At 71.0% G+C, this 11,344-nt stretch carries 10 protein-coding genes and 1 pseudogene; 8 read left to right on the top strand and 3 right to left on the bottom strand.

Annotation, left to right across the window (positions count from 1 at the left end; genetic code table 11):
- Positions 1-1,702 (top strand): Na+/H+ antiporter (locus NE236_RS24645; RefSeq protein ID WP_308209152.1); only part of this gene is annotated, 1,702 nt, incomplete at its 5' end.
- Positions 1,703-1,763: 61 nt separating this feature from the next.
- On the opposite strand, the gene NE236_RS24640 is transcribed toward NE236_RS24645, so the two are convergent.
- The 3 genes and pseudogenes from NE236_RS24640 to NE236_RS45170 all read right to left on the bottom strand — a co-directional run bounded on the left by NE236_RS24640 (position 1,764) and on the right by NE236_RS45170 (position 3,011).
- Complete coding sequence (locus tag NE236_RS24640) at positions 1,764-2,126, bottom strand: hypothetical protein (protein WP_252844482.1); 363 nt, start codon at positions 2,124-2,126, stop codon at positions 1,764-1,766.
- Positions 2,127-2,138: 12 nt separating this feature from the next.
- A pseudogene (locus NE236_RS45175) lies at positions 2,139-2,514 on the bottom strand (OpcA/G6PD domain-containing protein).
- Positions 2,466-3,011: a glucose-6-phosphate dehydrogenase assembly protein OpcA gene (locus NE236_RS45170; protein ID WP_372494432.1), complete on the bottom strand. Its 546-nt coding sequence runs from the start codon at positions 3,009-3,011 to the stop codon at positions 2,466-2,468. The pseudogene NE236_RS45175 and the gene NE236_RS45170 overlap by 49 nt, the downstream one beginning before the upstream one ends.
- A gap of 583 nt (positions 3,012-3,594) precedes the next feature.
- Between NE236_RS45170 and rpsD the strand changes: the two genes are divergently transcribed.
- The 7 genes from rpsD (at position 3,595) to clpB (ending at position 11,342) form a co-directional block, all read left to right on the top strand.
- Entirely contained in the window at positions 3,595-4,200 is a 606-nt protein-coding gene (gene rpsD / locus NE236_RS24630; protein ID WP_252844481.1) for a 30S ribosomal protein S4, read from the top strand.
- A 139-nt stretch (positions 4,201-4,339) separates the two neighbouring features.
- Complete coding sequence (locus NE236_RS24625; RefSeq protein ID WP_252844480.1) at positions 4,340-4,789, top strand: DUF1931 family protein; 450 nt, start codon at positions 4,340-4,342, stop codon at positions 4,787-4,789.
- Positions 4,790-5,078: 289 nt separating this feature from the next.
- The gene (gene dnaK, locus NE236_RS24620) at positions 5,079-6,983 is read left to right on the top strand and encodes a molecular chaperone DnaK (protein WP_252844479.1); all 1,905 of its coding nucleotides are present in this window, start codon (positions 5,079-5,081) and stop codon (positions 6,981-6,983) included.
- Entirely contained in the window at positions 6,976-7,473 is a 498-nt protein-coding gene (locus NE236_RS24615; RefSeq protein ID WP_252844478.1) for a nucleotide exchange factor GrpE, read from the top strand. The genes dnaK and NE236_RS24615 overlap by 8 nt, the downstream gene beginning before the upstream one ends.
- Positions 7,457-8,437: a DnaJ C-terminal domain-containing protein gene (locus NE236_RS24610; RefSeq protein WP_252844477.1), complete on the top strand. Its 981-nt coding sequence runs from the start codon at positions 7,457-7,459 to the stop codon at positions 8,435-8,437. Before NE236_RS24615 ends, NE236_RS24610 begins: the two co-directional genes overlap by 17 nt.
- Positions 8,437-8,766: a chaperone modulator CbpM gene (locus NE236_RS24605; protein ID WP_252844476.1), complete on the top strand. Its 330-nt coding sequence runs from the start codon at positions 8,437-8,439 to the stop codon at positions 8,764-8,766. The genes NE236_RS24610 and NE236_RS24605 overlap by 1 nt, the downstream gene beginning before the upstream one ends.
- Complete coding sequence (gene clpB / locus NE236_RS24600) at positions 8,757-11,342, top strand: ATP-dependent chaperone ClpB (protein ID WP_252844475.1); 2,586 nt, start codon at positions 8,757-8,759, stop codon at positions 11,340-11,342. The genes NE236_RS24605 and clpB overlap by 10 nt, the downstream gene beginning before the upstream one ends.
- The last annotated feature ends 2 nt before the right edge of the window (positions 11,343-11,344 follow it).

Here is an 11,344-nt window from a genome sequence, read left to right as displayed (position 1 = left end):
CGCGTTCCGCGGTCACGACGCGATGCCCGGACCTGCGCGCCGCCGCCCGCCGCCCGCCGCCCGCCGCCCGCCGCCCGCCGCCAAGGCTCGAACGACCGCTCTCCGGGGAAGGACCGCGACCATGAGCCCCGCGTCCCTGTTCGTCGTCGGCCTTGCCATCGCGGTGGTGGTGCTGCTCTCCCGCACGCTGTCCGCCCGGGCGGGGATTCCCGAGGCCATCCTGCTGGTGATCCTCGGCGCTGCGGTCGGCTTCCTGCCCGGCATGCCCGAGACCCGGCTCCCGGCGCAGCTCGTGCTGCTCGGTTTCCTGCCACCGCTCGTCTACCATGCGGCGTTCTTCACCGCGCCGAGGGAGGCGAAGGCGGACGCGGTGCCGATCATCACGCTCGCCGTCGGGCTGACGCTGGTGACCACCGTCGCCGCCGGGTCGGCGGCGTGGTGGACGATGCCCGCGATGGGCTGGGCGGCGGCCATCGCCCTCGGCGCCGCCGTCGCTCCGACCGACCCGGTCGCGGCGACCTCGATCATGAAACGGCTGGCCACGCCGATCCGAATCGTGACCATCGTCGAGGGTGAGAGCCTCATCAACGATGGCGTCGCGCTGACCGCGTTCGGGCTCGCCGTCGAAGCGCTGAGGGGGCCGTTCTCCTTCGGCCACGGTGCCGTCCGTCTGGCCGAGGTGGTCGTCGGCGGCATCGCGTACGGCCTCGTGGTGGGCCTCGTCAGCGCCCGTGTCCGCCGCCGGATCCGCGATGCCGGCAGCCAGATCATCATGTCATTGCTGACGCCGTACCTTGCGTTCGTCCCGGCCGACCGGCTTGGCCTGTCCGGGGTCCTCGCCACCGTCGCCGCGGGCTTCTACCTCGGCACCCGCGGCGAGGGCATGCTGCAGCCCGCGTCCCGGCTGACCGGACAGGTGTTCTGGCGAGTGCTGGTGTTCATGCTGGAGTCGGCCCTGTTCGTACTGCTGGGCCTGCAGACCCGCGCGCTGTTCCGTGAGCTGGCCGGCCTGCCCTGGTCACGGACCGTCATCGGCACGATGGTGGTCTCGGCCGTCGTCGTGGTCCTGCGGCTGGTGTGGACGCTGCTCGTGTTCCCGCTCTCGCGGTACCTGCCGGGGCGGCACTTCGCCTTCGACCACCTGCCGTGGCGCGAGCGGCTCGTCATCGGGTGGAGCGGCATGCGCGGCGCCACCACCCTGGCGATCGTGCTGTCCCTGCCGACGGCCGCGCGCGATCTGCCGCCGGAGATCCGCAGCGAGCAGATCTCCGTGGCTGCCGCGATCGTGTTCATCACCCTGATCGGACAGTCCATGACGTTGCCAGCTCTGCTGCGCCGGCTCGGCCTCGCCGAGTCGGACCGCGTCCGGATCCAGACGCTCGATGCCCGCCGGGAGATGCTGGAGACCGCGCTGGCGCGGCTCGACGAGCTCATCGAAGCCGGTGCGGTGGACGAGCGCACCGCCCGGGCCTACCGCCAGATCTATGAGGACCGGATCGACCGAATCCGGGCCGAGCTCGACGAGGAGGTAGAGGAGGTCACCGACGCCGTCGGCCTGCGCCGCGAACTGGTGCGGACGCAACGCGAGAGACTCCGGCGGCTGTACCACAAGGGCAGGATCAGCGCGGAGGTCATGCGGGCCGTGGACCGCTGGCTCGACCTCGACGATCCCGACGTCCGCGACATCCGCGACGTCGAATGACCGGCGGGGCACGCCCGGCCCGCCGGCCGCGACCAGGCCGCCCCGGCACCGGGCCAGACCCCTATGTCCGGCTCACGACGGCCGGCAGGTGGGGGGGGGCGGACGCGCGGCGCTGTTCGTCGGTGGTGGTCACGCGAAGGCGGGGCTCGTCGCTGTCCAGCCGCGCGGGCGGGCTGTCGCGATGCCCCTCGGGGATCACGGCGACCCCCATGGCGCCGCAGTTCGGGCAGGTGACCTCGCCCCCGGTGGGCGGCTGCACCGGCACGCCGTCCAGCCGGTAGAACGCGAATACCGCGCCGACGTCATCGCTCACGTACTGCACGTCGTCGTTGGCGGTCCAGGCGCGGCCGCAGCGCCCGCACACGAACCTGTAGCGCTCGACCGCGACGTCGACCAGCATGGTCATCGCAACCTTCGGGTTCATCTCAGATCATGCTCAGGGGACCGCGGACGATGACGCTCTGCGGTCACCCCTGACGGCCTCGCGGTAGACATCATCCGGTTCAAGGCGCCGCAGTTCCTCGGCGATCAGTTCGGCCTCACGGCGCCGACGCAGCACCACCTGCCGGTCGGGCTCGCCGGGCCGCGACAAGGTCGCCACCCTGCCATCCGGGCGCGTCACCGCGATCGGGCCGGACTCCGTGGGCAGCCGGACAGTGTGATCCGGGCCCACGCGAGAACGACAGCTCGCACGACACGCCGAGGCGTCCGGCCAGCCACGCGCCCAGCAGCATGGCGCTGGGATTGCGCGGCTCCGCCTCGATCACCGTGCCGGTGACCTCGTCGTGGGGCCGGTCGAGCGCGGCGGCCAGCAGCGAACGCCACGGGGTGAGACGCGTCCAGGACAGGTCGGTGTCCCAGGCAGGTATGTATCCCTCACCCAGCCGCTCGAGGGCGCCGAGAGGATCGGCGTTCCCAGCGGCGTCGGTGACGAGCCGCTCCCCGGAGCGAACCCGGGCCACCGGGTGACGACCGGAGTGTCGAGCACCAGCAGGGGCAGCACCACCGATTCGGCGTGCCGCACCAGCAGGCCGTCCAACCGCAACAGCAAGGTCTCGCCCGGCCCGGCATCGCCCACGTGGATCTCCGCGTCCATCCGGGTCGCCTCGTCGCTGCCGCGCGGGATGACCGCGGTGATCCGGCTGGGATGTTCCCTCGACGCCTTGGCCGATGCCCGCAGCGCGTCGTACTGGCCGGCCTCGGTCGTGACGATCATCAGGGTGAGCACCTTGCCGACGGCCGGACCGCCATCCGGGTGACGCGCCGCGGTCAGCGCGTCCTCGCTCGATGCTGTGGGTACGGTGATCATTTTCCACCCCCGCGTGGAAACTCGCGGCCACAGGACGCCGCCCTGCGGGGTAGACAACCAGATCGGCGGTTCCCTACGGCCCCGCTCGCGCCGTGACACCGGACGGTTCCCATCTCGCCACGCCGCATCTCCGGCCACGGCCCGGGAACAGCCCGATGTCCTGGCTTGTTGTACCAGACCTAGCCGGGACGAGCGGTCGTCCCCCGGCCCCCGGCTCTCCGCACGGATTCCGCCGTGCCATCGGATCGTGGCGCCCGCCGCTCTGGGCGGACCGGCACCCGGTCAGGATAGGGGCTCCGTCCCGCGGCAGGCAGTTTCGCAGGCGTCTTCGGTCATCGCCGGGGCACGCGCGCTGCGGCCTGCCCGGTACCCGCACGGCGGCATGGCTGGGGACCTGTCGGCCAATTCCCCATTCCCCCTCCCCGGCAGGTCCCCTGGCGTCCGGCGTCCGCCGACGCCGCAACGGCCCGGTGCGTTCGCACGACCGAGAATGCACCGGGCCGCCCGACACGTCCCTGCTCGCGCCGGAAGGACGTCACGACACCGAGAAACCCCGAGAATGCGAAAGAAGGAGGTGAGAGCGATGAAGACCGAACGATCGAAGACCCGGCTGAGCCGCGCCCTCGGCGTGGCGCTGACCCCGAAGGCGGCACGGCTGATGGAACACCGGCCGACCCCACCCGGGCAACACGGCCGTGCTCGGACGAGAACCAGCGACTACAAGACGCGGCTGCTGGAGAAGCAGCGGCTGCGGGCGCAGTACAACATTGGCGAGAGGCAGCTGCGACGTGCCGTGAAGCAGGCCGCCCGGCGCCCGGGCAAGACCGGCGAGACGCTGGTCCGGGACATGGAGACGCGCCTGGACGCCGTCGTGCTCCGCGCCGGGTTCGCGCCGACGATCTATCAGGCGCGCCAGGCCGTCACCCACGGTCATATCCGCGTCGACGGCCGCAAGGTCGACAAGCCCGCCTACCGGCTCCGCCCCGGCCAGGTCGTCGAGGTCGCGGACCGTAGCAAGGCCAAGACGCCGTTCGTGATCGCGGCGACGGGCGCCCACGCCGCGGCGCACCCGTCGTACCTGCGGGTCGAGCTGCCGGATCTGCGTGCAAAGCTCGTACGACCGCCGGCCCGAAAGGAGATTCCGGTCATCTGCGACGAGCAGCTCGTCGTCGAGTACTACGCGCGCTGACCCCGCCCGTCGGGCGGCGGAAGCGCGCCGAGGACCGCTGTGCCCCGGACCGTGCCGCCGGCGTGGCTTATACCCCGTCCGGTCGTGGGATGCCGCGAGCCCGTCCCGAGACAAGGCTGGGTGGCAGGAGGTGGTACCCATGCCCCCGACCGGCATACCGAAGTTTCAGCGCCTCTTCCGCGCCGCCGCGAGCCTGGACGTCGACAAGGACGACCTCAAGCGCTACGACGACTTCGTCGACGGCAAGATCTACGACCTGCTCCTCATCGGCCAGGCACGCGCCAAGGCCAACGCCCGCGACATCATCCAGCCGCACGATCTACCCGTGACCAAGGGCTTGCAGGAGAGCATCCACGAGTTCCGCAAGCTCGACGAGGAGATCGAGCTCGAGTCGCTCCTCGAGCGGCTCGCCAAGCACCCGCCGTTCGAGCTGATGGTCGCGGACGAGACCGAGGCCGGCCTGCCGGAGATCGCCGGAGGGCTGACCGTCGCGCTCGCCCGCGCGTTCAAGCTGATCGATCCGAAGCTGAAGAACCCGCACACCGAGCAGTGGGAACGCGTCGCCCGCGTGTTCGACCTGCTGCTGTAGGCCACCACGACACCACCCGACGCATTACACGATCGGGGGATGTCAAGCGAGCACCCGCCGGGCGGAGTTCGTCCGTCGATCCCCGCCCCCGGCACGGCCCGGGAGACCCTGCGCCACCGCCGAGACGCGGACCGCCATGTCTACCAAGCCTGAGGATGCGACCGGCCACGCGATGGGCGAGCGTTGGATGGTGTAGCGCCATCTTGACGCAGGAGCTCCGAGCGTCCAAGCCGGTCATGTTGTTCTCCGTCGAAAGCCGGGGCTCCGCCGGACCGGCCAGGAGGAGAGCATGGCCAAGGCAGTCGGAATCGATCTCGGAACCACGAACTCCGTGATCGCTACCACCGAGGACGGTCACCCGACCGTGATCCCCAACAGCGAGGGATCGCGCACGACGCCGTCCGTGGTGGCCTTCACCGAGCAGGGCGAGCGCCTCGTCGGGCAGCTCGCCCGCCGGCAGGCGATCCTGAACCCCAAGGGCACCATCTACTCGGCCAAACGCTTCATCGGCCGGCGGTACGACGAGGTGAAGAGCGAGATCAACGCGGTCTCGTTCGATGTGGTGGCCGGCCCGGATGGGGCGGTCCGTTTCAACGTCAGGGGCAAGCAGCACGCGCCGGAGGAGATCTCCGCGCTGGTGCTACGCAAGCTCGCCGACGACGCCGGCAAGTTCCTTGGGGAGCGGGTGACGGAAGCCGTCATCACGGTCCCCGCCTACTTCAACGACGCTCAACGGCAGGCCACGCGGGACGCCGGGAAGATCGCCGGCCTGGAGGTCCTGCGGATCATCAACGAGCCCACCGCGGCAGCGCTCGCCTACGGCCTGGACAAGGGCGCGAACGAGACGGTGCTCATCTTCGACCTCGGTGGCGGCACGTTCGACGTGAGCCTGCTCAGCATCGGCGAGGGCGTCGTTGAGGTCCTCGCGACCGCCGGGGACGGGCATCTCGGCGGGGACGACTTCGACCGCCGGATCGTCGACCACATCGCCGACGAGTTCCAGCGCGACAACGGTATCGACCTCCGACAGGACCCGCAGGCGCTGCAGCGCATGTTCGAGGCGGCGGAGAAGGCGAAGGTCGAGTTGTCCTCGGTGACGCAGACGACGATCAGCCTGCCGTTCGTCACCGCGGACGCGACCGGGCCCAAGCACCTGAACACGACGCTGATGCGCTCGACGTTCGAGCAGATCACCGGGGACCTGATCGAGCGCTGCACCGATCCCGTGGAGACGGCGATGGCGGACGCGAAGGTCACCGCGAATGACGTCGACGAGGTGATCCTCGTCGGCGGGTCGACGCGTATCCCGGCCGTCCAGGCCCTCGTGCGCCGGCTGACCGCCGGCAAGGATCCGAACATGACGGTCAACCCGGACGAGGTCGTCGCGCTGGGCGCGGCGGCGCAGGCCGGCGTCATCAAGGGCGAGGTCGAGGACGTCGTCCTGCTCGACGTCACCCCACTCTCGCTCGGCCTGGAGACGCTCGGCGGCGTCATGACCAAGATCATCGAGCGGAACACGACGATCCCGGCCCGCCGGACGGAGGTCTTCAGCACCGCCGAGGACAACCAGACCGCGGTGGACGTCGTCGTCCTGCAGGGCGAACGCGAGCGGGCCGCCGACAACCGGGTCCTCGCACGGTTCCGGCTGGAGAACATTCGCCCCGCCCCGCGCGGCGTGCCGCAGATCGAGGTGACCTTCGACATCGACGCGAACGGCATCCTCCACGTCTCCGCGCGGGACAAGGACACCGGCGCCGAGCAGAAGGTCACGATCAGCGAGACCAGCAACCTCGACCAGTCCGAGATCGAGCGGATGATCAAGGACGCCGAGCAGCACCGCTCCGAGGACGAGCGCCTGCGCGAGGTGATCGACGCCCGCAACCAGCTCGACTCCATCGCCTACCAGGTCGAAAAGCGGTTGCAGGAGCTCGGGGAGGGCGTGCCGGCGCACGAGAAGGCGCGCGCCGAGATGCTCGTCGGCGACGCCCGCCAGGCGATCAAGGAGGAAGCGCCGGTCGAGCGGCTCCGGAACCTGGCCGCCGAGCTGCAGCAGGTCTTCTACGGCCTGACCGCGGCGACCGCCGGGGCGGGCCCGTCCGGGCGCGGCGGATCCGGCGGACCTGGCCCCGAGGGTGGTCCCGGCGCCGGGGGCGACGAGGACGTGATCGACGCGGAGTTCACGACCGATGAGTGACATGCGGCCGGAAGAGCCGAAAGAGGACGAGACCGGTTCGGCGACGAAGATCGCGGAACTGGAGGACCGCTGGAAGCGTGCCCTCGCCGACCTCGACAACCACCGCAAGCGGGCAGCCCGCGACGCCGAGCGGCAGCGCTTCGCCGAACGGGCCCGCACCGTCGCGGAGTGGCTCCCCGTCGTGGACAACCTCGAACGGGCGATCGAGCACGGCGGTGCCGACTGCGCGGTCCTCCTCGAGGGAGTGCGGGCCGTACGCGACCAAGCGCTGGAGCTGCTCACCCGGCTCGGCTTCCCGCGGCAGGACGACGTGGGGCGACCGTTCGACCCGACCCGGCACGAGGCGGTGGCCACCGTTCCCGACGCGGAGGTGCCGGAGGGGACGGTCGTCCAGGTGACCCGCCCCGGGTACGGCTCCGGGGACGGCCAGTTGCGCCCGGCGCAGGTCGTGGTGTCGAAGGGAACACAGACCGATGGCCCCGGCTCGTGACTTCTACGAGGTCCTCGGGGTGCCGCGGACGGCGAGCCAGGACGAGATCCAGCGCGCGTACCGCAAGCTGGCCCGCAAATACCACCCCGACGTCAACAAGGACCCGGACGCGGAGGAGCGCTTCAAGGAGGCGTCCGAGGCGTACGCCGTGCTGTCCGACCGGGAGCAGCGCAAGCGCTACGACGCCTTCGGCGAGGACTTCCGGCGCGTGCCGCCGGACGTCGACCCGCAGACGTGGGCCCGCGCCGGCGCCGGGGGGCGGACGCGTGCGGGTGCCGGGGCCGGAGGATTCGGCGACACCGGTTTCGGGGAGTTCGGCGGGGCCGGCGCCGAGGAGGTCGACATCGAGGACCTGCTCGGCGGCATCTTCGGCCGCCGATCCGAGCGGGGTCGCCGCCGTGGCGGCGCCGGTTTCGGCCGGGGGCCGATCCCGGGCGCCGACCAGGAGGCCGAGCTGGAGCTCACCGTGGAAGAGGCGTACCACGGCGGGCACCACAGGATCACGATCTCCGGGCCCGACGGCCCGCGGACCATCGACGTCGACATCCCCGCCGGGGTCACCGACGGCCAGCGCATCCGGCTCGCCGGTCAGGGCGGCCACGGCTCGGACGGCGGGCAGCGAGGCGACCTGTACCTGGTCGTCCGGCTCCGGCCGCATGAGCGGTATCGCGTCGACGGCCGCGACGTCACCGTACGGCTTCCGCTGACGCCGTGGGAGGCCGCGCTCGGGACCACCGCCCCGGTCGACACTCCGGCCGGCGAGGCGAAGGTGAAGGTGCCGGCGGGCACGTCCTGCGGGCGGCGGCTGCGGCTGCGCGGCCGCGGCCTGCCCAATCCGCGCGGCAGGCCCGGCGACCTGTTCGCCGAGGTCCAGATCCAGGTGCCGCACCGGCTGAGTCCGGAGGAGAAACGCCTCTTCCAGGAGCTGGCCGCCACGTCGTCCTTCGACCCGAGGAGGCGGTGATGAGATACGCGCTCGTCCGGCCGGCACGGCCCGTACCACCCGTCCGGTTCGACCTGGAGACGTTCGCGCGGGCCGCCTGGGTCCATCCGGAACTGGTCCGCCGCCTGGTCGTCCTGGGCATCCTCGACGCCGAGCGGGACGCCTCCGGCGCGCTGTGGCTCGCCCGCGACCAGTTCGCGGTCCTCGCCCGCGTGCAGCGGCTCCGCGCCGACTTCTCGTTGAACTACGCCGCGCTCGGCCTCGTGTGCGACCTGCTCGACCGCATCGCCGCTCTCGAGGCCGCACAAAGACGCGTCCGTCCACGTCCCGGAGACCGATCATGGACCTGAACCGACTGACCGAGAAGTCCCAGGAAGCCCTGCACGACGCGCAGACCAAGGCCCTGCGCTTCGGACACACCGAGATCGACGCCGAGCACCTCCTGCTCGCCCTGCTCGACCAGCCGGAGGGCCTGGCTCCCCGGCTGCTGGCGGGGGCCGGCGTGAACACCGACCTGCTGCGCGCGGAGACCGAGTCGCGGCTCGAGCGGCGCCCGCGGGTCACCGGCCCGGGCGCGGCGCCCGGTCAGGTGTACGTGACCCAACGGCTCTCCCGGCTGTTCGACACGGCCGAGCGCGAGGCGAAACGGCTGAAGGACGAGTACGTCTCGGTCGAGCACCTCGTGCTGGCCCTCATCGAGGACGGGCTGGTCCAGGGGGTCACGCGGAACCGGTTCCTCGAGGAGCTGACGAAGGTCCGCGGCAACCAGCGGGTGACCTCGTCGATGCCGGAGGCCGCCTACGAGGCCCTGGAGAAGTACGGCCGGGACCTGGTCACCGAGGCACGGACCGGGAAACTCGACCCGGTCATCGGCCGGGACACCGAGATCCGCCGCGTCATCCAGATCCTGTCCCGCAAGACCAAGAACAACCCGGTGCTCGTCGGCGACCCGGGTGTCGGCAAGACCGCGATCGTGGAAGGCCTCGCCCAGCGCATCGACCAGGGCGACGTGCCGGAAGGGCTGCGGGACAAGACCGTCTGGGCTCTCGACATGGGCTCGCTGGTGGCGGGCGCGAAGTACCGCGGGGAGTTCGAGGAACGCCTCAAGGCGGTGCTGAACGAGGTCAAGGCCGGCGAGGGCCGGATCCTGCTGTTCGTCGACGAGCTGCACACCGTCGTCGGTGCCGGCGCGGCCGAGGGCGCGATGGACGCGGGCAACATGCTCAAGCCGATGCTGGCCCGCGGCGAGCTGCACATGATCGGCGCCACCACGCTGCAGGAGTACCGCAAGCACATCGAGAAGGACGCCGCGCTCGAACGCCGATTCCAGCCGGTGATGATCGACGAGCCGTCGGTCGAGGACGCCATCTCCATCCTCCGTGGCCTGCGCGAGCGCCTGGAGGTCTTCCACGGCGTGAAGATCCAGGATTCCGCGATCGTCGCGGCGGTGACGCTCAGCCATCGCTACATCTCCGACCGGTTCCTGCCGGACAAGGCCATCGACCTGGTCGACGAGGCGTGCGCGAAGCTGCGTACGGAGATCGACTCGATGCCGGCCGAGCTGGACGAGCTCACCCGGCGGGTGATGCGCCTGGAGATCGAGGAGGCCGCACTGTCGAAGGAGGACGACCCGGCCAGCAGGGCGCGCCTGGAGGACCTGCGCAAGGAGCTGGCCGACCTGCGGGCCGAGGCCGACGCGATGCGGGCCCAGTGGGAGGCCGAGCGGCAGGCGCTGCGCAAGGTGCAGGACCTGCGCCAGGAGATCGAACGTGTCCGCCGTGAGGCCGACCAGGCCGAACGGAACTACGACCTGAACCGGGCCGCCGAGTTGCGCCACGGCCTGCTGCCGGAGCTGCAGCGCAGGCTGGAGGCCGAGGAGGAGCGGCTGTCCGAGAAGCAGGGCGGGCGGCGGCTGCTGCGCGAGGTCGTGGCCGAGGAGGAGATCGCCGAGATCGTGTCCCGCTGGACCGGGATCCCGGTGAGCCGTCTCGAGGAGGGCGAGCGGGAGAAGCTGCTCCGGCTCGACGAGGTGCTGCACGAGCGCGTCGTCGGCCAGGACGAGGCGGTGCGGCTCGTCACCGACGCGATCATCCGGGCCCGGGCCGGGATCAAGGACCCCCGCCGCCCGATCGGCTCGTTCATCTTCCTCGGCCCCACCGGCGTGGGGAAGACCGAACTGGCCAAGACGCTCGCCGCGGCGCTGTTCGACACTGAGGAGAACATGATCCGGCTGGACATGAGCGAGTACCAGGAGCGGCACACCGTCAGCCGCCTGGTCGGCGCCCCGCCCGGATACATCGGGTACGAGGAGGGCGGCCAGCTCACCGAGGCGGTGCGGCGTAAGCCGTACTCCGTCGTGCTGCTGGACGAGATCGAGAAGGCGCACACCGACGTCTTCAACACGCTGCTGCAGGTCCTCGACGATGGCCGGTTGACCGACGCCCAGGGCCGCACTGTGGACTTCCGCAACACCGTGCTGATCATGACGTCCAACATCGGCTCGGACTATCTGCTGGTCGGGGTCACCTCGGACGGCGAGCTCAAGCCGGACGCGCGCGATGCCGTCATGGACGCGCTTCGCTCGCACTTCCGGCCCGAGTTCCTCAACCGGGTCGACGACACCGTGTTGTTCAGACCGCTGACGCAGCAGGAGATCGAGCGGATCGTCGAGCTGATGTTCAACGATCTGCGGGCCCGCCTCGCGGATCGCCGGATGACCCTGGAGGTGACGCCCGAGGCGGACGTCTTCATCGCACGGCAGGGCTTCGATCCTGTGTACGGCGCCCGTCCGCTGCGCCGGTTCATCGCCCGTGAGGTCGAGACCCGCATCGGGCGCGCGCTGCTGTCCGGAGAGATCCTCGACGGCGCCGTGATCCGCGTGGACCTCGACGACGGCGAGCTCACGGTCTCCTACGAGAACCCCTGAGG

This window comes from Actinoallomurus purpureus (assembly GCF_024055795.1).
GTDB classification, from domain to species: Bacteria; Actinomycetota; Actinomycetes; order Streptosporangiales; family Streptosporangiaceae; genus Actinoallomurus; species Actinoallomurus purpureus.
This window is presented reverse-complemented; position numbering and strand designations above follow the sequence as displayed.

Coding starts and splice junctions, on each gene's coding strand:
- NE236_RS24640 (WP_252844482.1), bottom strand. CDS start 2,126: ATGAACCCGAAGGTTGCGATGACCATGCTGGTCGACGTCGCGGTCGAG.
- NE236_RS45170 (WP_372494432.1), bottom strand. CDS start 3,011: ATGATCACCGTACCCACAGCATCGAGCGAGGACGCGCTGACCGCGGCG.
- rpsD (WP_252844481.1), top strand. CDS start 3,595: ATGAAGACCGAACGATCGAAGACCCGGCTGAGCCGCGCCCTCGGCGTG.
- NE236_RS24625 (WP_252844480.1), top strand. CDS start 4,340: ATGCCCCCGACCGGCATACCGAAGTTTCAGCGCCTCTTCCGCGCCGCC.
- dnaK (WP_252844479.1), top strand. CDS start 5,079: ATGGCCAAGGCAGTCGGAATCGATCTCGGAACCACGAACTCCGTGATC.
- NE236_RS24615 (WP_252844478.1), top strand. CDS start 6,976: ATGAGTGACATGCGGCCGGAAGAGCCGAAAGAGGACGAGACCGGTTCG.
- NE236_RS24610 (WP_252844477.1), top strand. CDS start 7,457: ATGGCCCCGGCTCGTGACTTCTACGAGGTCCTCGGGGTGCCGCGGACG.
- NE236_RS24605 (WP_252844476.1), top strand. CDS start 8,437: ATGAGATACGCGCTCGTCCGGCCGGCACGGCCCGTACCACCCGTCCGG.
- clpB (WP_252844475.1), top strand. CDS start 8,757: ATGGACCTGAACCGACTGACCGAGAAGTCCCAGGAAGCCCTGCACGAC.